The sequence below is a fragment of the Brevundimonas sp. EAKA genome (assembly GCF_000698025.1).
GTDB lineage: Bacteria > Pseudomonadota > Alphaproteobacteria > Caulobacterales > Caulobacteraceae > Brevundimonas > Brevundimonas mediterranea_A.
The window spans coordinates 1-22,333 of the sequence record NZ_JMQR01000016.1 but is presented as its reverse complement, the minus strand read 5'-3'; the positions used below and the strand labels follow the sequence as shown (position 1 = coordinate 22,333).

Sequence of the window (22,333 nt, the reverse complement as noted above, 5' to 3'; positions counted from 1 at the left end):
TGGCGCGCCGTCTCCGGACGGCGCGCCTTTTTTTGCTCAGTGGTCGTTGAGGAAGGCGGTGGTCCAGACCAGAGGCGCGTTCCAGTTGATTGCGACTTCGTTCAGGGCGTAGGCGCGGATGTCGTCGACCCAGCAGGTCTGGGCCCGGCAACGTCCGATGAGGGTCTTGGCGACCTCGTCCGTCATGGACTGGTTGTTAGGGCCGCCTGACAGGGCGCCCGCAGGCGGCGCCGGATAGGCGGGATCGGCCGCATGCGCCCAGAACCTGTGATGCGGGTTCTGCAGCGGCCGGGCTCCGTACCCGCTGACATAGGATTGATCGAGGGGGTTGCGCCCCAGGACATAGTCGAGCGCCTGGATGACGCCGTTGCGGTAGTTCCAGTCGCCGGTGAAGTCGAAGGCGAGGCCCAGGACGACGGCGCGGCTCAGGATGGCGCCGTTGGAACCCCAGGGATAATCGGCCCCGCCGAAAGGCACGCCATAGCCTGACTGCCAGCCTTCCTCGACATAGGCCCGCGCGCTCGCCGCCAGATTGGCTCGAACCCTGACGCGGTCCTCCTCGGGCAGGGGGGAGGGGACCAGGGCCAGGGTCATGGATCCCAGGCTGGCGACGGAAGACCAGCTGGGATCGCCCGTGGCGGTCGAGCCAGACCGGGGAGCGCCCAGGTAATAGGGCGAGGTCTTCAGGGCGGTGAGATAGGCGGCGGCGCCGGTCGAGGCGTAAAGTTCCGCCGTGGCCCAGTAGAACTCGTCCGATACATCCCCGTCGCCATAGCCGCCGCCGCCCGGGAAGCGATCCTGCGCGAAGACCGACCTGTTGCGCAACGCGGCCCGATAGGCGCGCTGCGACGCGGTCGCGCAGCGTCGAGCGAACTCAAGATCGATCGAGCGCCAGATCCGGGCGCACTGTGCGCTGACCGCCGCGAGATTGAGGGTGGCGGCCGTGCTGGGCGGATAGAGGAGGCGGCGTTCCCGGTCGTCGGCCGGCGCGGTCGGCAGCGCCGTCCAGGACGCGTCGTGGACCTTATGGTGGGCCATGCCCCCGGCGTCGATCTCGGTCAGCTGAAGCGGATGATCGCGCCGTTGCGGGCCGACAGGGACCATCGCCCTGGTTCCTTCCGGTATCTGCATCCTCAGCAGGAACTCGATCTCGTAACGCGCCTCGTCGAGCAGATCGTCGACGCCGTTGCCTGCTTCCGGAATATTCGCCCTTCCGTCCGCGAAGGCGACCGCGCCCTGGCCGCCCTTGACCTGCGCTCTTTCATAGGCGTTCAGCAGCATCCACACGGCTATGCCGCCGTTCACCACATATTTTCCGTGATCCCCGGCGTCGTACCAACCGCCTTTGACGTCGAGGCTGTAGTCGCACCCGGGCCACGCCGTGCCCAACTGGTCTGTTCCGGAAAAGCAGGTGGCGGTCTCCGTCTCATGTCCGGCCCGCCGAGCGAGATCGGGGCGGGCGACATGCTTGACGTCGATCGGGACGCCGGCGCGGTTCTGATAGAAATAGGAGAGGGCGTCGTATTGCAGCGACCGGTACGGATGATCGGAGATCGCGAACGGCCGGCTTTCGTGATCGCCTACGACAAGTCGGTAGGCGGATCCGGGCGTGCGGATGTCGGAAAAGAGGACGGTGTGGACGTGCTCGCCGGATGCGGCGTCCTCTCCGAAGACACTGGTCCGGCCTTCGGCGACCTGTCGGCCGGCTTCGTCCAGCACACGCCAGTCAAGCGGCTGGCGCGAAGGATTCGGCACGGTCGCCGTCTTGGGGCCGTGGGTTTCGAAGCCCGCCTGATTCAATCGAATGACGTTGAGGTTTTGAGCCGTCGCAGTCGCGGGGGGCAAGCAGGCAAGCGCGGCGGCCGCCGCCAACAGACGCGTTTTGGGTGTCATGGTTTCCTCCGAGGCGAGCGGCTCGATCCGCTCCGCATTAGAGCGGCGAGTCTATCACTTGACAGCGCTGTCACAACGGGGGTGTTGTCGCGGCCTTCCGGTCGGGCCATCGTGCCGGACCTCAAGATGCGGCGCGTTTGCGCCTGAAACGAGCGGGCGATGACGACTGCAATCCCATCCGCAACAGCCGTACGACGGGTCGTGATCGTTGGCGGCGGAACAGCCGGTTGGATGACGGCGGCGGCGCTCGCGCGGCTTGTGGCGCCTTCGGGCGTCCAGATCACCCTGGTGGAGTCCGAGGCGATCGGGACGGTCGGCGTCGGGGAGTCCACCCTGCCGCACATCCGCGCCTTTAACGAACGCCTAGGCATCGACGAAGCGGCGTTCATGAAGGCCACGAGGGCGACGTTCAAACTGGGCATCCAGTTCGAGAATTGGGGCCAGATAGGGGGCAGCTACATCCACCCCTTCGGCGACTACGGCGCGCCGGGCGGGGAGGCGCCTTTTCATCACTACTGGCTGCGGGGACGCGAGCTGGGGGACGTCGGGCCGATCGACGACTATTCGCTGCCGGTCGTGGCGGCGCGGGAGGGTCGGTTCGCCCCGCCGTCCGATGATCCCCGCTCGCTGTTGTCGACGTACCGCTACGCCTATCAGTTCGACGCCACCCTGTACGCCCGTTTCCTGCGGGGCATGGCCGAGACGGAGGGCGTGCGCCGGATCGAGGGGCGTATCCAGAATGTGGCGCAGGACGGCGAGAGCGGGGCGATCACCAAGGTGACGCTGGATGATGGACGTCAGATCGAGGGCGACCTGTTCGTCGACTGTTCCGGATTCCGGGCGCTGCTGATCGAACAGACATTGAAGGCCGGTTTTACTGACTGGTCGCACTGGCTGCCGTGCGATCGGGCGGCGGCCCTGCCGTGCGAGAGTGATCAGCCGACCGTCCCCTATACCCGCGCCACGGCGCTGGAAGCGGGCTGGCAGTTCCGCATTCCGCTGCAGCACCGGGTCGGCAACGGCTATGTCTATTCGAGCGCCTTCATCGACGAGGCTGCGGCGCTGGATCGACTGGTCGGGCGCCTTGAGGGCAAGCCGCTCAAGGCGCCGAACGTCCTGAAGTTCACGGCGGGTCAGAGGACGCGGAACTGGGCGGCCAACTGCGTCTCCGTGGGACTATCCTCGGGCTTTATCGAACCGCTGGAATCGACCAGCATCTATCTGATCCAGATCGCCATCACCAAGCTGATCGAACTCTGGCCAACCGCCGTGATCGACCCGGCGACGGAGGCGGAGTTCAATCGCCAGATGGATCTCGAATACATCCGGATCCGCGATTTCATAATCCTGCACTATTGCGCGACCGCCCGGAACGACACGCCCTTCTGGGATTATGTCCGCACCATGCCGCTGCCGGATACGCTCTCGGAGAAGATCGAGCTATTCCGCGCGCGCGGGGTCGTTCAAGACTATCGAGAAGGTCTGTTCCTGCATCCGAGCTGGGTCGCGGTCTATCTGGGGCAGGACATCCTGCCTCGACGCCATCACCCGCTCGTCGACGCAGTGAGCGCGACCCAACTGATGTCGAGCCTGGAGCGGCTGCGAAGGATGGTGCGCGAAGCGTCGTCCAGGCTTCCCTCTCAGGACGACTATATTGCCCGATATTGCGCGCACCTGCCCCTCTAGATCGGTCTCCCGTCCGCGGGGGGCGTCCCGGATGACTTGAGAGGCGGTCGTCCCCGCTGAAGACCCGTCCAGCCTCCAACGGACACAGCGCCTCCGTCGGAACGGGCGTAGGAAATCCGCCCGCCCGTGGTGTTCCCATTGCCCTGTCGGAAGGAAGGGATTGCCGGTATGGGTCGATCCTGTGCTCGATCATGCACGAGCTGTGTCTCCGTCGTCACTCCGGGCAATATTATTGCTTGCGGGTGTTGAAATCGGCGAATTCAGCAGAACGCCGTTGGTGCTGCCAGTTTGGTGCAAGCTTGGCGACGTAACCATGACGGTGTTGCAACGTGCTGCGGAATTTCTGCCGGTCACTGAACACCGCGTCATTCCTTTCACCGTGCAACGGAGGTGGAAATTGCGCCGGCATAGCCGGCAGGGGGAGAGACTTATGACAAGGACGATGAGCACTTCGATGTTGGCTTTGATGCTCTGTGCATCGGCCGGCGGCGCCTGGGCGCAATCGGCGGCGCCGCAAAAGACGGATGAGGAACGCGCGCGCGCCGAGCAGGCCGCCATCGACACCGCCGGCGAGGCCGCCGTCGTGGACTCGGTCGAGGTGACGGGCAGCCGACTGGGGAGCGGGGATCCGACCTCGCGCGTCATCGTCATCTCCAAGGAGGAGATTCAGGCGCGCGGCGTGACCAGCGTCGAGCAGTTGATCCGCACACTGCCGCAGAACGTCGCCACCATCGGCGCCGTCACCAACGAACGGGCGCGTGGCCCCCTTTCCAATCGGGGGCAGGTCGGTGTCTCGCAGATCGGCTCGCTCGGCGTGTCGGCGGCGAACCTGGGCGGCATGGGTGCGGGCAACACCCTGATCCTGATCAATGGTCGACGGGTCGCGGGCGCCGCCGGCATCGAGGACGGGTTCGCCAATCTGAACGGCATTCCGCTCAGCGCCGTCGAGCGCGTGGAAATCTCGTTCGGCGGGGCCTCGGCTGTCTACGGCGCTGACGCCATCGGCGGCGTCATCAACTTCATCCTGCGCAAGGACTTCGTCGGATCGACGCTGACGGTTCAGCACGAGGTGTCGAGCAATGACGCCGACAACAGCCGCATCAGCCTGTTCTCCGGCTATTCCTGGGGATCGGGAAACATCTCGGGAACGCTGGACTTCAGTCGCCGCAAACCGGTCAACAACCACAAGAGCGGATACGTCACCGAAAACTACTCCAGCTATTATGGCGGAGATACCGCCTTCGATACGCGGTCCTTCAGTCGGGGGCTGCAGCCCGGCGTGATCGATCGGAGCTTCTATCGCTTCGATCCGGTGACGTTCGAAAGCGGGTACGTTTCGCAAGGCCTGACCGTGCGACCTGGCTTCGTCGGCCGGCCCGGCTTGAACGACTTCATCACTGTCGGCGCGGAAGCCCTGCCCGACTACGTGCCCGAGTTCGCCGGACCGGAGTCGGAAAGCACCAGCGCTACGCTGAACTTCGAGCAGAAGATCACGGACAAGCTGACGTTCTTCGGGGATGCGCTCTACACGCGCTCCAAGAGCGAGCAGGACATCCTCTATGCGGAGGGGCTTGAGGTTCAGTTGGCGCCGGGTCAGGCCTATAATCCATTCCCCGCCAATCCGTTCGACAGGTTCACGCCGGGGCCGATCGTCGCCTACAATCCTCAGGCGGAGGTCGAGGCTGGACAACTGCCGGCTGGACGGATTTCGAACACCGCGACCCAGTGGAACATCAATGCTGGCCTGAGCTACCAGTTCAACGCGGACACCAAGATCGAGCTCCTCTATTCGCGGTCCGAGGCCGACACCTCCGGTCAGAGCCCGAACCTGGGTTCGATCGTGGATTTCAAAGCGGATGCGACCTCGCCGAGCGGGGTGAAGTGCTACAATCGCGATCTGGCGGAAAATCGCGTCACCGGCGCCGACCGTGACTATCTTCAAGGCGTGTTTGATCGCCAGTGCCTGGCCTTGACCAGCAGCGATCCGACTCTCGCCTTCAATCCATGGAAGTCCACCGCCGACGGCGGCGGGTCCAACGTCGCTGACTTCTACTATATCCCCGTGACGGAAGCGCGCGCGTCTGGCACCCAGAACTGGGAAGCGCGTATGAACGGCGTCCTGTGGACGCTGCCGGCCGGCAAGCTGTTCTATGCGGTCGGCGCCGAGATGACGGTTGACGACACCGATAGTAAGGAAGTGCGGATTCGCACCATCAATCCTGTCACCCGAGATCGACATGCCTATTTCGCGGAGTTGAGGGTTCCGATCTTCGGCGAGAACTTCAACTACACTGGTGCGCGGTCGCTTCTGCTCAGCCTCGCCGCCCGTCGTGACAGCTATACGACAGAAGGGCCGATCGGGACGGTGAACAACGTTCCGTATTCGATGGGCGGAGAACTGCTCTACGATTCCAACACCTTCGCCAACACCACGCCGGCCGTCGGCCTGCGTTGGGAGCCTTTCGAGGGCCTGGCCCTGCGCGCGCGCTGGACGGAAGGTTTCCAGGCGCCGCCCTATACCCAACTGTTCAATCCGCTCGGCACGCAGCGCACGACGACTACCATCTCCGACGATCCGCTGTACAAGTGCACGACGGACTGTTCGCGGCCTGGGACCTATGTGGTGCCGAGGGTCGTTGCGCCGAACCCCGACCTTGAACCTCAGAAGTCCACCCAGGTGTCCTATGGCCTGACGTGGCGGCCGAAGGGGATGCTGGACGGATTGACGTTCGACGTTGCGTACAATTCGACCAAGATCGACAGCGAATATGCGAACCAGAACGATCTCCAGACTTTCCTGCGCCGGGATGAAATCCTTCGCCTGACGCAATTCTATCCGCGCGACGCCAACGGAAAGATCATCGAGGCGCGCCAGATGACCTTCAACATCGTCGGGTCGGAGTATGAGTCGATCAACTACGAACTGAGTTATCTGTGGAACACGAACTGGGGGACGTTCGAACCCAAGATCAATGTGCTCGACAACATCAAGGCCGAACGCCAGGCCTTCCCTGACCGCGAGCCGCTGTCCGCCTTGGGCCTTCTGCAGGGACCGGACGACTACAAGGTGGTCGGGTCGCTCGGCTGGTATTATCACGACTTCAACGCGTCTCTCTGGGCCTATTACACGCCTGAATACACCAACGACTACGAGATCTTCCGGTCGGCCGGCGTCAACATGTATGAAAACCGTCTGATCCCGGTCGATGACATGCTGATCATGGATCTGACGGCGGCCTGGCGGATCAACAACGACATTCGTCTGAACTTCGCCGGCCGGAATATTCTGGACGAAGCTCCGCCGTTCGTCGTGGTTCAGGGCCGTCCATACGATACGGCGCGCTACAATGCGGCGGGTCGAACCTTCTCCCTCGAACTTCAGTATTCGTTCTGAAGGGGTCGGGGCGCGTCACGACGCGCCCCGACGCTGGCGCCCATGCCGTCAGGTTCGCTAAAGGAGAAGCGTGCGGCATTGCCCACGGGGTCGACGCCTTCGATCCAGCGAGGTGTTTCTGATGCGTCTGTTGTTGGTCGAAGACGATGCGGATGTCGCCGAGACCCTCGTCATCTACCTGGAACGCCAGGGGTTCGTCGTCGATGTCGCGCCGTCCCTGGCCATTGCGCGCAGCGCCGTGGACGCCAATGAATTCGATCTGGTCTTGCTGGATCGGGGACTGCCGGATGGCGACGGCGTCTCGCTGATCGCCTATTCCGCCCATCGCAACCGGCGTCAGCGCTACATCATCCTCACGGCCATGGCGACGCCGGACCATCGGGTCGAAGGCCTGGAGTCCGGCGCCGACGACTATATCGCCAAGCCGTTCGAGCCCCGCGAGCTTCTGGCGCGAATCCGCATCGCCCTGCGCCGCTCTCTCGAGGTTCGGCGCGAGACCCGTCAGTTCGGACCGCTGCTGTATGATCTCGAGAGCGGCGTCTTCTTCATCGACGAGGCTCCGCTGACGTTGCGCCGAACGGAGGCCCTGGTGCTTGAGGCGCTCATGGCCCGACCCGGCGCGGTGATCCAGCGCGAGACGCTGGAGGCGCGGGTCTACGGCTACGACAAGGTCGTCAACGCCAACTCGCTCGAGTCGCAGATTTCAAGGCTGCGCACCAATCTGGCGCGGCGCACGGACCGGGTGCGTATCCGCGCGGTGAGGGGGCTGGGCTATTGTCTGGCGGACGAAGGCTGACGCCGCGTCATTCGAAAGCCTGCCAGACTGGTGCAAGCCTTATGTGTCATACCCTGTCTGACTGAATCTAAGTGTGCGGATTTTCAATGGTTTCGACTGACGACGTAGAACTGGCCCGCCAGAGCGCGGCCGCGTTCAAGGAAACCTTCATCAAGATCCGCGCCGAGGTCGGGCGGATGATCGTGGGGCAGGCCGACGTCGTCGACGGCGTGCTGACGGCGCTGATGGCCGGCGGCCACGTCCTGCTCGAAGGCGTGCCGGGATTGGGCAAGACCATGCTGGTCTCCTCGATCAGTCGGGCCATCGACCTGCCGTTCTCGCGTATCCAGTTCACGCCCGACATGATGCCCGCCGACATCGTCGGCACCACCGTTCTGACCGAAGCCGAGGGCGGCGGCCATGAGCTGACCTTCCAGCAGGGGCCGATCGTCTCGAACCTGGTCCTGGCCGACGAGATCAACCGCGCGACGCCCAAGACCCAGTCCGCGCTTCTGGAGGTGATGCAGGAACGTCAGGTGACGGTGGGCCGCCGCACCATCAAGATGCCCGAACCGTTCTGCGTCATGGCGACCCAGAACCCGGTGGACCAGGAAGGCACCTATCCGCTGCCGGAGGCCCAGCTGGACCGTTTCCTGTTCAAGCTGGTGGTCGGCTATCCTTCAGAGGCCGATTATCACGCCATCATCGACCGCACGACGAGCGGCCACGACGTGGTGCTGAACGCCGTCACCAACGCCGAGACCCTGCAGCATATGCGCGCGGTCGTGCGGCAGGTCCCGGTGACCGAGGCGGCCAAGGCCTACGCCATTCGTCTGGTCATGGGGACCCAGCCGGGCAGCGACTATGCGCCGGACAGCATCAACCGCAGCGTGGCGCTGGGCGCCTCGCCGCGCGGCGTGCAAAGCCTGATGCTGGCCGCCAAGGTCCAGGCCCTGCTGGACGATCGTTTCGCGGTCTCGACCAATGATGTGGCGGCCGTGGTCATGCCGGTGCTGCGCCACCGCCTGGTGCTGAACTACCACGCCCAGGCCAACGCCCTTTCGGCCGACGATCTCCTGGGAGACGTTCTGGCCCATGTGAAGCGGCCCTACGCGACGGACTAGTCCCCAATCTGGGCCGTTTGCGAGGGTGCTTGAGGGCGCCGCGGGATCCTGCATGGCCCGCGGCGCCTTTTTCTGTTTCAGGCGCGCGCTTAGCGGACCTTGTGGCCGTAGATGTCCCAGACCTCGACAGGGCCGAAGTTCAGCGCGCGGACGGGGGCTTCGATCCTGGAGAGATCGCCCACCACCACCCAGGTCAGGCGCGTCGGATCGTAGGTCGTGCGCGACACGGCCTGAACCTGATCCAGCGACACCGCCGCCAACCGCGCGCCGGACGTGGCCGCGCGGTCATAGGGCTGGCCATAGGCGGCGGCGCCTGTGATCGCCGAGAGGAAGGCGGCGTTGCCGGCGAAGGCCGAGGGCAGGGCCCGCATGCGCGAGGTGCGGGCCCGCTCCAGCTCTTCGAGGGTCGCGGGCCGGTCGGCGACATAGTCGGCGATCTCTCTGCGGACCTCCCTCATGGCGTCGGCGGTGCGGTCAGTCTCGACCGTGCCTGACGCCGTGAAGGTGCGCGGGCCGACCGGCGTGTCCGTGACGCCGCCGGTGAAGCCATAGGTCCAGCCCTTCTCTTCTCGCAGATTCATGTTCAGGCGGCTGTTGAAGGCTGCGCCCAGGATTCCATCCGCAAGATCGCCGGCGGCCGCCTGGTCCGCGTCGAACGCGGTCGTGAGCTCGCCGACCGTCAGACTGGTCTGGGCCGCGCCGGGGGCGTCCACCAGAATGATGCGGCCCGGCGTCGCGGTCGCCGCCCCTCGTTCTTTCACAGGCGTCGGCGTGACGCGGCGCCAGTCGCCGAAGTGGGCCTGGGCCAGGGCCTTGGCCTGGTCGATCGTGATGTCGCCGACCAGATAGAGGGTGGCGTTGTTCGGCCCGATCTCGCGATCATGGAAGGCCTGGATCTCGTCGCGCGATATGGCGTTGGCGTCCTCGCGCGTGCCGATCCGCCCCAGAGGATGGTCCTCGCCCCAGATCGCCCGCCCATAGACGGGGCCGGCCGACTGCAGGGGATTGCGTTCATAGGCGTCGAACTGCGGCCCGACCCGCTCCAGCGCCTTGTCGATCTCCGCCTGGGGATAGGTGGGATGGCGCACCACCTCCGAGGCGAAGCTGAAACCGTCGTCGAGACGGCTGCTCAGCATGGTCCACATCACAGCGCTTTCACGCGCCTGGGCGGCGGCGGCGATGTTGACGCCGGCCTTCGTCGCCTGGCGCTTGAGCTGTTCGGCGTCGTAGCGGCGCGTGCCGCTGGTCAGCATGGCGAAGGCGCGGTTCGCCGTGCCTCGTCCATAGGCGTCCTCCGCCAGAGAGCCGGTCGAGAACTGCAGGCTGGCGCTGACGATGGGCAGATTGGGACGATGGGCGACGACGATCTTCAAGCCGTTGGCGAGAACCGCTTCCGAGACGCTGGGGAAGGCGATCGCCGCGTCCGCGGGGCTGGGATCGGGCATGCGGGTCGGGTCCGCCAGGCCCGTCGGCGCCGCGGCCGGAACGGGCGTGGGAAGCTGGACGAGTTCATAATAGGGGCGCGACAGGGCGGCCTGGATCAACTGCGTCACGGCCTTGGCGTCGACGTCGCCGATCCATTCCCGCTGCTTCAGGAAATAGACCGGGTCGTCGTGGGTGACAGCGCCGCTGGCCAGCCAGGCGCCGATCGCGGCGCTGCTTTCCATCGTCTGCAACAGCGAGATGTCGCTCGCCGTGACGATCTCTTCCAGGCGGTCCCTGTCAGGGCCGGTCTGGAAAAACTTCGCCAGTTCGCGATCGATGGCCGCATTGGCGGCCTCGGGCGTCACGCCCGGCTTCAGGGCGACCGAGAGATTGAAGGCGCTGGTCAGCTGGCTCTCGCTGACGCCGGCCGACACGCCGTCGGCGATCTTGAGATTCTCGACCAGCGCGTCATGGAGCGGCGTGCCTCGACCCCGCGCCATCGCCTTGGCGGCGAGTTGAAGCATCGTGTTGTCGCGTGGCGATCCGTTGTTCAACGGCCAGGTGCGGGAGATTACGGCGGCCGGGAGGTTCTCGTAGACGATGTCGCGTCGGATGTCCGCAAACGAGGGCGTCCAGCGGTCGGGGCGGCTGATCGGCTCGCCCTGGCGGACGCCGCCGAAATAGAAGGCCGTCTTCTCACGCGCCGTCTGGACATCGATGTCGCCGGACAGGACGAGCACCGCGTTCGATGCGCCGTAGTGGGCGTCGAACCAGGCCTTGACGTCCTCCAGGGTCGCGGCGTCGATGTCCTCCATGGAGCCGATGGTCGTGTGGCCATAGGGATGGCCGGCCGGATAATAGCCCTTCAGGAACTGGGCTTCCGCCGAACGGCCGGGGCCGAGTTCATTCTGGCGCTTCTCGTTCTTGACCACGGCCCGCTGTTCGTCGAGCAGGGCCTGGGTCATGCCGTCCGTCAGGTGGCCCATGCGATCGGCTTCCATCCAGAGCGCCCGGTCGAGGGCGTTGGCAGGCACCGTCTGGAAGTAGTTGGTGTAGTCGGCGGTGGTGCTGCCGTTGATGCCGGTGGCGCCGACGGCCTCCAGCGGGGGGAAGTACTCCGTCGGCCGATTGACCGTCGGCTGGAACATCAGGTGTTCGAACAGATGGGCGAAGCCCGTCTTGCCGACAGGCTCGTCCTTGGACCCGACCTTGTACCAGACGCCGACGAAGATCGTGGGAACGGTGTGGTCGGTATAGACCAGGGTCGTCAGGCCGTTGGGCAGGGTGAAGGTTTCGTAGGGGATGCGGACCTGGCCCAATTCCGGCCTTGCCTGCGCCAAAGCGAGGTTCGAGGCGCCGCAGGTCAGAAGGACAGCCAGAACGGCGCCGACGATAGGTTTTCCGAAGGTCGTCAAGGTCGGTCCTCACAAGCCGATGTCGCTTGTCGCCCACCAATCACATGAAGCTTGCCCCAGCCTGACGCGCTCAGCTTCTCTATTGGAACGCAAGGCGAAATAGCGGGGCAATGAAACGAGGACACTGTAAGGTTGGTGCAAGCCACCGGTCCTATGTGACAGTTCTGATGAGTTTGCGCGGGTCGAAATGGAACGGATGATCCAGGGCGTCGATGATGGGTTGCGTCGTCGCCTCGATCGCCTCGAGACGCGCGGACGGCATGCCCTTTTGACGACGACGCGCCGACGTGCGGTGCGGCGGGCCCTGGCCTGGGCGGCTCCCGCCTCGGCGGCCGGTCCGCTCCTTCTCGCCCTGTCCGCGCCGTTCGTCGCCCCGACTGTTGCGGGCGTCCTCATCGCCGCAGTCGGCGCGCCCCTCGCGGCAGGGGCGTTCGGCTATATGCGGGCTCGCCAAGCGACCAGCCGCACCCGGACCGCCGCTCTTGCGCTGCTCGATCATCGGTTGCGCCTGAACGACCGGCTGCAGACGTCCGACGAGTTCGAACGACTGGATCGCCGAACGGCCTTCCACGACGCCGCCTTGCAGGAGGCTGCGCCCTGGGTGGCGCGGGCGCAGGACAGCGACGTGGGCGACGACGACGGCGCGCTGAGGTTGGGCCGCTCGCGGCTGTGGCTATGGCCGGCTGCGGGGATTCTTTGCCTGGCGGCGGCCTTCGCCGTTCCTCAGTTCTGGCCCGAAGCGGCCGCACCGGCGAACCCGGCGGCGGCTGCGATATCGCCGCGATCGGCGGCCGTCGCCGCGCCAGAGGCGCGTTCCGAAAACACGACGCCGATCGCAGGCGCTGCGTCCCCGACCGCGCCGGGTCGTGATGTCGAGGTGACGACGCGCCCGGGCCTGGACAAGCCCGGCGCCGGATTGGCCGCCGCCTTCCAAAGGTTGATGGCGCGCCTTTCGCCGTCGCGCAGCGCCGCGGCCTCCGCACAGGACGCCGCCGCCCGCGCGGGCGCGCCGTCCCAATCCGCTGCGGGCCAGGGAGAGGGCCGGGGGCGTGGCGGTCAGGGCGCGGCCGGCAACAGCGCCTCGTCCAGCGGGGCGGGTCAGGATCGCGACGCCAGACAGCCGCAGGATGACGAGCAAACGCCCGGCGAGGCGATGGCTCAGGACAAGACTGACGCCCCTGCGTCCCAGGCGCCCGGCGGTCAGTCCTCCGGCGCCCGGCAGAACGCCCCGTCCGCCGCCCGGCCCCAGCCTCAGGACTCCGGCTCCGGCCAATCCCAGAGCGGGGAGGGCCAGCAGCCGGGGCGCAGTCGTCGCGGAGACCAGAACCAGTCCGGCCGCGAGCAGGGCGGAGGCCAGGGCGAGAACGGCGGTCAGAGCGGCCCCGAGACGGGGCTGAAGAAGGGGCGCGGCGTGTCCAGCCTGATGCTGGCGACGCCGATGCAGGACCGTCTTGGCGGGATGGCCAGCCCGGGCCGCATCCGCACGACCACGCGGGACGGGGCGCCGCAGCCTCTGCCGGCGAGCGGCGTCCGGGCTCAGGATCGTGGCATGGCGAGAGGCGAGGCGGCGCGGACGGCGCCCCTGGCCGCCAGCGCTCAGGAACAGCGTGCGACCCGCGACTATTTCAACGCGCGGAACGGGGGCGGTCGATGATGCTGTTTCGTCGCCGTCCGCGCGTCGCCGCCGCCCCTGCCGCCGTTTCCGGTCTGGCCGATCCGTTGACGTTCGAGGCCCTGTTCGATCCGACCTTCCTGGCGGCGCTGCGACCCTTTTCGCTGCGGATTTCGCGCGCCCAAAAGGGCGGCCGCCTGGCCGAGCAGAGGACGAACGCGCGCGGCCAGGGCGCGGAGTTCGCCGATTTCAAACCCTATGTGGCGGGCGACGACCTGCGCGCCATCGACTGGAACGTCTATCGCCGTCTCGGCCGCCTGTTCGTGCGGGTGTTCGAGGAAAGCCAGGACATGCCGGTCTATTTCCTGGTCGACCGGTCGCGCAGCCTGTTCGTCGAACGGCCGCCCCGCATCCATGCCGCACAGGAAGCGACCCTGGCCCTGGCGGCCGTGGCCTTGGACCAGCACGACTCCGTGGGTCTGTTTCCGTTTTCCGACACGCTTGAAATCGAGTTCCGCGCGGTCTCGGGCAAGGGCAATCTGGCGCGTGTGGCGCACAGCCTGGCGGGATATTCGGCGCTGCAGGGCACCGGGCTGGCGGCGGCTCTGGCTCACCTGGCCGGCCTTCGCCTGCGCCAGGGTCTGGTGATCGTGGTGTCGGACTTCTTCGACGAGGCCGGCATAGAATCCGTGGTGCGAGGGCTGGAGCAACTGCCGCATCGGCTTCTGCTGGTGCAGATCGTCAAGGCCTACGACGCGGACCCCGAACGCCATCCCGACCTCAGCGGGGACATCCTGCTGGAAGACGGCGAACACGCCCAACCGACTTCGGTCACGATCACGCCCGACCTCATGGCGCGCTACAAGGCCGCCTACCGCCGCTTCACCGACGCCCTGTCGGAGTTCGCACGGACCCGCGGCGCGGGCCTCGTGCAGATCGACGCCGACAAGCCGGTGCGTGACCAACTGTCGGCGCTGTTCGGCGATGGCGCGGTCAAGCTGTGAGTTTCCTGTCGCTTCCACTCTGGGCCGTCATCGCCGGCGCCGTTTGCCTCGCCGCCCTCCTGTTCGGGCTTCAGGTTCTGAAGGCGCGTCAGAAGCACGTGCGGATCGCCGCTGCGGGGCTCTGGGCGCAGGCCGCCAGGGTCACGCCCTTGCGCGTCTTCCGCCAGCGGTTCCAGCGCTGGTTGGCCTATCTGCTGATCCTGGCGATCGGCCTGCTGCTCTGGGCGGCCGGCGCGCGACCTGAGATCACGCCGGGCCGGGACGCCGTCGATCACATCTTTTATCTGGACGCCTCCGCCGGCCTGACGGGGCGCGACGACCTGGCCCAGGCGCGCCGCGCCTTGATGGCCGATGTCCGAAACACCGATCCCGCCCGTCGCACCGTCTATCTGGACGGCCCCGTCGCCGCGCCTCTCCTGCAGCCGGGTGAAAACCCGGCCTTGCTGAGCCGGCGCCTGGACGGGGTTCGCGCCCGCCTTGCGCCCTCGAGCTTCGCCCACGCCGTCGCCAATCAAGAGCTGGCGGGCGTGTCGGCGGCGGGGCGGCCCACGGTCGTCCACTATTACGGCGCATGGTCGGGCGCCCGGGACGTGACGTCCACCGCCGGTCAGCGTCTTGTCTATGGGTATCTGGCCAGGCCGACGCCCGACAATCGCGGCGTGGTCGCCCTAGGCGCCTCGCCTGCGGCCTCGGGCGACGCCGGGCGTGCGGATATTCTCGTAGAGGCGATCGGCGCCGACGGCCGGCCCGTGCCGGCAGACGCTCTGCGCTTCAGCCGAGACGGACGCGATGTCGTGGTTGATATCCTGGCCCGTCCCGACGGGAAACTGATCGTGCGGGACGCGGTCGCGGACGGCGGCTTGTTCGCCGTGCGGCTGGCGCGATCCGACGCCTTTCCCGCCGACGATCAGGCCAGCCTGCGACTGCCGGACCGGCGTCCTGTGCGCGTGGCCCTGTCGTCCGGTGCGCCGGCCGCCGTCGCCCGCGCCGTTCGGCTCAACCCCGCCTTCGCCGTCACCGCGCCGAAGGACGCCCAGGTCGTGGTTCGGCGGGCCGGCGAGCGGTTCGGCGAGGACCGGCCGGCCCTGGTCGTGACCCAGGCCGGCGAGCAGAGCGCCTTCGTGTTCACCTATGGCGCCGACGAGGCCGAGCCGGACCTGTCTGCGGCCCTGGCGTCCCTCGGGATATCGGCGGTGGAGACCCAGGCCCTGGCCCGCACCACCCGGCGCGAGGTGTCTGCGGAAACCCGTCCGGGCCAGCAGCGCGGCGTGGCCGTCTGGTCGGCCCTGTTCGACGAGAGAGGCGGGTTCCCGGCGGCTTCGGGATTCCCCGTCTTTGTGTCGCGCACCCTGTCCTGGTTGGCGGATACGCCGCCCTGGATTCCGTATGCCCAGGCCGGGACCGATCTGACCGACCAGTCGGACCTCTATGGTCTGGCGGCCGACCGCCGGATCGCCGACCGCGCATTGAACGGCGACCTGTTCTTGGATCAGGCGGGCGAGGCCCGGATCGGCGACCTGCGTGTGGCCGTCTCCCTGACCGACCGCACCCTGACCCTGGACGCCGCCCGAGCCGTGCCGGCCGACGTCAGCGTGGCCCCGGTGCAAGGCCCGACCGTCGATCTTCTTTTCATCCTGCTCGTCGTGATCGCCGGCCTGCTGTTGCTGCTCGAATGGCGACTGCAGCAGCGCGGGGCGATGGCTTGAGGACCGCGTCGTGCACCTGACCTTTCTTCATCCCGAAGCCGGCTGGCTCCTGCTCCTGATCCCCGGCTTCCTGTGGTGGGCGCGCAAGGCCGCCAGGGTGCGGGTCGCGCTTCGCACCGCCGTCTTCCTGGCGCTCGTGGCGGCCCTGGCGCAACCCAGTCTGGTCGTGCGTCGGGGCGGCCCGACGTCGGTGATCATCGTGGATCAGGGCGATGCTCTGTCGCCTGTCTCGCGCGCCCAGGCCGCCTCGGCCGCAAAGGCGGTCCTGACGCGTGCGGAGCGGAACGGTCCCGTGGTGGTCATCCAACGCGGCGGCGTCCCCCTGGCTCTGAAGGCGACGCGGCGAATCACCCTGCCGGACGCCGGTCAGGCCGCCGCCATGCCTCACGCCCTCGATCTGGCGCTGGCCGCCTTTCCGTTGGGGGCGGAGGGACGAGTCACCGTGATCGGAGACGGCCTGGGCGCTGACCGGGCCTGGGGGCGGGCGGTCGACGCCTTGGTGGCGCGTGGCGTCGTCATCGACGCCGTCCCGATCCGCGCCGGACGGAACGAGGCCTTCGTCGCCGACGTCTCGCTACCGACGGCCCGCGCCGGCGAGCATGTCTCGGCGCGAATAGGGCTGGACGGGGTGGGACAGGATCTGTCGCTGGCGGTGTTCAGCGGTGATCGGCGCATCGGCGGCGCGGGTCCCCTGGATCTGGACGGCCCGGCCGCCGTGTCGGTCGAGATCCCGGTCAATCGTCCTGGCTATATGCCCATCCGTGTCGAACTGGCGCGAGGCGGCTCCGTCGTCAGCCGGTTCGACACGGCGGCGGCCGTGCAGGATCCGCTGGCCGTCCTCTATGTGAACGGGCGTCAGGCCGGAGGGGCGAGCGTGCTTCAGCGGCTCGCGGGTCAAGGCCTGCGCATCGACGGCCGGGCGCCGGCGGACCTGGCCGGCGTCGATCTGTCGGCCTATCGCGCCGTCCTGCTGGACGACGTGCCGGCCTCGGCGCTGGCGGCCCCGACGCAGCGGCGATTGATGGAGGCGGTTCGTTCGAACGGATTGGGTCTGATGGTGTCCGGCGGAGAGAGCGCCTTTGCGGCCGGAGGCTACGCCGGATCGCCGCTCGCCGCCGCTCTGCCGGTGACCCTTCGTCAGGAAGAGCAGACCGAGGATCCCAGCGTGGCGCTGGCCATCGTCATCGACACCTCGGGCTCGATGCTGGGCGCGCCGCTTGATCTGGGCAAACAGGTCGCGCGCCTGGCCGTGCGCAAGCTGACGCCGGCCGACAGCGTGGGCGTGGTCGAGTTCTACGGCGGGCGGCAATGGGTCACGCCGATGCAGCCGGCGCGGGACATTCCGGAGGTCGAGCGCGCCATCGGTCGCGTTCAGGCCCAGGGCGGCAGCGAACATCTCTTCGGCGCCCTGCAGGAGGCCTATTACGGGCTGCAGAACACCCAGGCCCGCTATCGCCATATCCTGGTGATCTCGGACGCCGGGGTGGAGGCGGATCGCTATCCTCAGCTGATCCGCCATATCGCCGACGACCAGGTGACGGTTTCCACGGTTCTGGTCGGCGGCAGCACCGAAGGCGAGGCCCGCATGGCGCAGTGGGCCCGGCTCGGTCGTGGGCGCTTCTATGTCGTCGGCGACGAGTTCAGCCTGGTGGAGATCAATCTCAAACAGCCCCAGCAGAAGCCCCAGCCCGGGATCAAGCGCGGCGGCTTCGCCCTGGCCCCGTCGGCGCCGTCCTTCGGATGGGGCGATCTGGCGGCGGCGCCGCCCCGACGGCTGGACGGTTATGCCCAGGCGGGCGTCAAGCCGCTCGCCGAGACCCTGATCCGCACCGCGACGGGCGAGCCGGTTCTGGCCTCCTGGCAATGGGGCGCCGGTCGGGTGACGGCGCTGATGACAGAGCCGGTCGGCGAGGGAACAGCCAACTGGCGCAACTGGGCCGGTTACGGGGATTGGATGCAGCGGCTGGTCGCCCGCACGGCCGATCCGCGCCCCGAGTGGGACGTGCGCCTCGGCCGCGTCGGCGGCCGGGTCAAGGTCGTGGCCCAGCGCATTCGCGGGGCCGCCGGCGGTCCGCCGCAAATCCGGGTGCTGAACGCCGCCGGCCAGGCCGGGCCCGCCCTGACGGCGGTCGAACGGGCGCCGGGTCTGTTCACGGCCGAAGGCGCGGCGTCGATGGACGCGCCTGTGCGGGTCGAGGTTCGCGACGGTCGCGGCGTGACCCGCGCGGCCCTGCCGGCGCTCGGGGGCGGGCAAGCGGACCGTCCGGCCTCTCAAGCCGACGGACTCCCCCTGGATCAACTGGCCCGCCTGACGGGCGGGGTGGTGATCGAGACTCCCTCCCGCGCCGGCGCCGCCCCCCTTCCGCAGGGACGATCTCCGGCGACGGCTCTGGACCTGTGGGGCTGGCTCTGCTGGCTGGCCCTGGTCCTTTACGTCGCCGACATCGTCTATCGTCGCTGGCCGCCCCGGCGGCTGGCCGTTTGAGATCGAGATCATGACTTTGCGATCACGCTCCCTGTTTCTGGCGCTCGGCCTCAGCCTCGGCGTGTCGGTCGCCCCGTCCGTGACGGCGCAGGCGGCGTCGCCTGACGGCGAGGTCTCGAACACGCCGACACGGACCGACGCCAGCGCACGCGCCTTGATCGACGCCGTCCTGTCCGGCGCGCGTCTCGACTTTGCTGCGGCGGATCGGCTGTACGCCCAGGCCGTGCTCGCCGACGACCTGAGCGGCGTCTATGGCCGGCTGGACGAACTGTCGGCCGGGGCCGATCCCGATCGCGCCTGTCGAGTCGCCGTTCTGAAAGCCGTGCTGGAATGGCGCGACGGCGATGTCGATGCAGCGACCGACACGGTTTCCGCCGCCCTCGACCGCTGCCGAACGACGGACGCCATGCTGCTGCGCGGGCGGCTGCTCGACATCCAGAATCAGGCCGGGGCGGCGTCCGTCTGGTACGAACGCGCGCGGGCGCAGTCGGACGATGCGCAAGAGCGCGCCCTGCTGGACCGTCGCCTGGCGATCATCGGCGTGACGGGACGAAGGCCCGACGCCCTGTCTCAACTGGCCGGCTCGGGTGATGCGGCCGTGGCGAACCGGGCGGCGGCCGTGCTCGGTCTCCTGGGGAGGCCGGGTGACGCCGCCGCCCTGTATCGTCCTCGAAACGACGCCGCCGTGCGCTACAGCGACGCCGTGCGGCTGGCGGATTGGGCTATCGGCCAGGGTTCGCCGGACGCGGCTGCATCCTCCGCCTGGCGCGCGGTCGAGGCCGCCGCGACGACGGAAGATCGGCTCTACGCCCTCGCCCTGGTCGTGGAGGCCTATCGGACAGCCGATCAGCTGGCGGGCGCGGAGGCGTTCCTGGCGCATAAGCCGCGCGGGCCGGAGGTGGATCAGGCGCGGCTGGACGTCCTGCTGGAGTTGCGGCGTTACGACGACGCCGTGGCCATGGTTCAACAGGCCGGGGACGCCGCGCTGCGCGAGCGACTGCTGGGCGTGCTTCGCGCCGCCGGTCGAACGACGGAAGTCGAGGCCGAATATCGGCGCCTGATCCGTGTTCAGCCGGCCGATCCGCGCTGGGCCGATGGTCTGGCGGCCCTCTATCTCGAGCAGGGCAGGTCGGATGAGGCGGTGGCGGTCTATCGCAGCCTGGCCGTCGCCAACCGCGCCAGGCCGGACGTGCAGATCGAGACGGCGCGCAAGATGATCGCCATGGGGATGGGCGACCAGGCCTCCCGGATATTGGGCGATGCAGCCTCGACGCCCGCCGTCGCTGTCGCGATTCGGCGTTTCGAGGTCGAAACCGCCATCGACCAGGGTCGGGAGGCGGATGCAGAGGCGGGCCTGCGCGCTCTTTCGGCGGCGGCGCAGGGCGACACGGCGACCCTCGTCACCGTCGCCGAAAACTACGAACGTCTGGGCCGGCAGGATCTGGCCCTCGAAACCCTGCTGGGCGTCCAGGCGAGCGGCGGGGTCCTGGACGACGACCAGCAGGCCCATATCGCAGATCTCGCCTTCGCTGCGGGTCGGCCGGCGGAGGCGCTGACCCGCTGGCGCGCCCTTTGGGCGGGAACTCGGCTTCCGGCGCGCAAGGCCTTCCTGCAACGGCAGATCATTCGCGCCGCGCAACAGACGGGTCAGCTGGAGCCTATCGCCGCTGAACTGGAGGCGCGGATCGCTTCGGGCGCGGCCGATCAGGGCGAAGTCAGTCTTCTGGTCGAAATCCGTATCGCGCAGCAGGACGGCGCCGGCGCTCAACGCGCGGTGCGCCGCTATGCCGAGCGTTCACGTTCGGGCGAAGTGCGAACCTTGGAGCAACTGGCGGCCGTCCAGGCCCGGCTCAGGAACTACGCCGGCCTTAACGCGAGCCTGGCCCGGTTGGCCCAGGTCGACCCGGCCAACGCCGACGCCTATCTGCGCCGCCTGATCATCAATGTGCTTCGCTTCCCCGATCCGGCCGAAAGCGATGCGGATCGCAATCGCCGGGTCGACGCCCTGATGGCGCAGATGAGGGCGGCCGGAAAACTCGACGATGTCGAGGCCGCGCGTTTCGCGGCCTCCATCTATGCGTCCGGCTATCGAAACGCCGAAGCGCTTGTCCAACATCGACGCGCTCTGGCCCTGGCCCCGACGGATGTCGATGCCTTGCTGGAATATGCTGGAGGGCTGAAAGCGGAAGGGCGGGTCGCGGAGGCCGCCAGTCTGTTGCAGTTCAAGGCCGAGACGGCGCCGAGCGGCGCGGCCTTTGTCGCCGCCTTGAACGGGCTTCTGGACGTGCTGGCCGCCGGAGACGCCAACAGCGTGGGGGTTCCGGCCGATCTGTCCCAGGCGAGGCTGGGCTGGGCGAGGCGCGCCGCCCTGGAGCGTATTCTGCAGGACGGGGATGATGTGCGGCTGTCGTCCCTGGTCGGCGACATCGGCCAGGATCGCGGGGATCCGGAGCTGCAGCTGCGCGCGCTCCAGGCGTCGCTCGCGGTGGCGGGCGACCAGAAGCCGGCGGTTTTGCGCCAACTGATCAGCCTGACCTCCGCCAGCGAAACCGGCGCGGGCGATCCCGTCCGAAAGGCGATCTACGGCCGCCGGCTGGTGGCGATGCGCAAACCCTATCCGCCGGAAGTCTATTCGGATATCGCCCAGACCTTGCTCAAGGCGGGCGATGTCGCCGGCGCCGAGCGGGCCTTCGCGCTGATGGGCGACATCGGCGGACTGGTGAACGTCGACGCCTTGCGGGGCCAGGCCTACGCCGAGGCCGGAATGACGCGAGAGGCCTTGGCCCGTTACCGCGTAGCCCTGCTGCAGGATCAGGACGATCTTGATCTGATCGCGCACACGGCGGTTCTGATGGAACAGTCGGGGCAGGCGTCCGAGGCCAGCGCCCTCTATTGGAAGGGCCTAAACAGCCTTGTGCAGCGCCAGCCCACGCAACAGGCCAGCGACGCCCTGAAGGCGCTCGATGCGGCGCAGTACGCCCCCACCCTGATCGAGGGCGCCTTGTTGACCTGGCCCGAAGGCGAGACCCAGGCGCGGATCGCGCTCTGGCGTCAAACGGCGCTGTCCGCGGCGCAGAGGTCGCAGACCGTCGGGGCCGCCCCGGCGACCAGGCTGGCGGACTTTCCGCGCCTGGCCCTTGTGGTCGCCATCAATCAGCGGCTTGCGACCTTCCTGAACGACGATGAGCTGGAAACGACGCAAGACGCCCTTCTGGCGCCTTTCCGCGACGACCCCGAGGCCCGACGCGCTTTGGCCGACGTGCATGCGCCTGCCGCCGGCCTGACGACGGCGGCGGGCCAGGATTGGCCGATCGTGGATCTGGGCCGTCAAGCCGCGACAAACGCCGACTTCGATCTCGCGCTCGCCCTGGCCTTCGAGACCGGCGACCGCGCGCGTATTCGCGCCCTGGCCGACCAGGCCATTTCGGCGGATGCTCCGTGGCGGGCCGGACGCGAAAAGGGCGTGACCCAGAATCAACCGCCCATGCTGGTGTCCTTGTTGCTCAAGGCGGCGGACCTGGGGCGTCCCGAGGTCGTGCGTGAGGACATACTCGCGCCTCTGGCCGACACCTCGTTCGACGCCCTGGCGCTGTATGACGTCTATCGCGTCGATCCTGCACGGTTTGCGAAGCTGGAGGCCGCCGCCGGCCGTCGTCTGTTGTCCGATGACGTCCTGATCCCGCTGCTCGTCTCGCGCGGCAATGACCCGCTCCCGGTGGCGGGGGCGGGGCCTTGCCGCGCGAGGCGAGCAGCGGGGCCGGCTCCTATACACACCTGACGCCGCCGACGACCCCCCCCGGTGGAGTCCTCGGGG

11 protein-coding genes are annotated in these 22,333 nt (G+C 67.9%); 9 read left to right on the top strand and 2 right to left on the bottom strand.

Annotation, left to right across the window (positions count from 1 at the left end):
- Positions 1-36 precede the first annotated feature (36 nt).
- The gene (locus ER13_RS03985; RefSeq protein ID WP_081836121.1) at positions 37-1,893 is read right to left on the bottom strand and encodes a glycoside hydrolase family 9 protein; all 1,857 of its coding nucleotides are present in this window, start codon (positions 1,891-1,893) and stop codon (positions 37-39) included.
- Positions 1,894-2,052: 159 nt separating this feature from the next.
- Between ER13_RS03985 and ER13_RS03980 the strand changes: the two genes are divergently transcribed.
- The 4 genes from ER13_RS03980 (at position 2,053) to ER13_RS03965 (ending at position 8,872) form a co-directional block, all read left to right on the top strand.
- Positions 2,053-3,579, top strand: coding sequence for a tryptophan halogenase family protein (locus ER13_RS03980; RefSeq protein ID WP_081836120.1), 1,527 nt, complete (start codon positions 2,053-2,055; stop codon positions 3,577-3,579).
- Positions 3,580-4,021: 442 nt separating this feature from the next.
- Positions 4,022-6,973, top strand: coding sequence for a TonB-dependent receptor (locus tag ER13_RS03975; RefSeq protein ID WP_197019722.1), 2,952 nt, complete (start codon positions 4,022-4,024; stop codon positions 6,971-6,973).
- A gap of 121 nt (positions 6,974-7,094) precedes the next feature.
- Positions 7,095-7,769, top strand: coding sequence for a response regulator transcription factor (locus ER13_RS03970; RefSeq protein ID WP_008262845.1), 675 nt, complete (start codon positions 7,095-7,097; stop codon positions 7,767-7,769).
- Between the two features lie 86 nt (positions 7,770-7,855).
- Positions 7,856-8,872: a MoxR family ATPase gene (locus ER13_RS03965; protein ID WP_035306791.1), complete on the top strand. Its 1,017-nt coding sequence runs from the start codon at positions 7,856-7,858 to the stop codon at positions 8,870-8,872.
- An 89-nt stretch (positions 8,873-8,961) separates the two neighbouring features.
- Here ER13_RS03965 and ER13_RS03960 read toward each other — a convergent pair whose 3' ends face one another.
- Positions 8,962-11,712, bottom strand: a complete 2,751-nt coding sequence (locus ER13_RS03960) for a pitrilysin family protein (RefSeq protein WP_035306788.1) — start codon at positions 11,710-11,712, stop codon at positions 8,962-8,964.
- Positions 11,713-11,899: 187 nt separating this feature from the next.
- Here ER13_RS03960 and ER13_RS03955 point away from each other — a divergent pair, with 187 nt between their 5' ends.
- From ER13_RS03955 to ER13_RS03935, 5 genes are read left to right on the top strand one after another with little or no spacing between them, the layout of a single operon-like run.
- On the top strand, positions 11,900-13,366 hold the full coding sequence (locus tag ER13_RS03955; protein ID WP_035306786.1) for a hypothetical protein: 1,467 nt from the start codon (positions 11,900-11,902) through the stop codon (positions 13,364-13,366).
- The gene (locus ER13_RS03950; protein ID WP_035306783.1) at positions 13,363-14,328 is read left to right on the top strand and encodes a DUF58 domain-containing protein; all 966 of its coding nucleotides are present in this window, start codon (positions 13,363-13,365) and stop codon (positions 14,326-14,328) included. Before ER13_RS03955 ends, ER13_RS03950 begins: the two co-directional genes overlap by 4 nt.
- A complete protein-coding gene (locus tag ER13_RS03945) occupies positions 14,325-16,034 on the top strand; it encodes a hypothetical protein (protein ID WP_035306780.1) in 1,710 nt (569 codons plus the stop codon). Before ER13_RS03950 ends, ER13_RS03945 begins: the two co-directional genes overlap by 4 nt.
- A 10-nt stretch (positions 16,035-16,044) precedes the next feature.
- On the top strand, positions 16,045-18,519 hold the full coding sequence (locus tag ER13_RS03940; protein WP_035306778.1) for a VWA domain-containing protein: 2,475 nt from the start codon (positions 16,045-16,047) through the stop codon (positions 18,517-18,519).
- A 10-nt stretch (positions 18,520-18,529) separates the two neighbouring features.
- On the top strand, positions 18,530-22,297 hold the full coding sequence (locus tag ER13_RS03935) for a hypothetical protein (protein ID WP_155988077.1): 3,768 nt from the start codon (positions 18,530-18,532) through the stop codon (positions 22,295-22,297).
- Positions 22,298-22,333 lie beyond the last annotated feature (36 nt).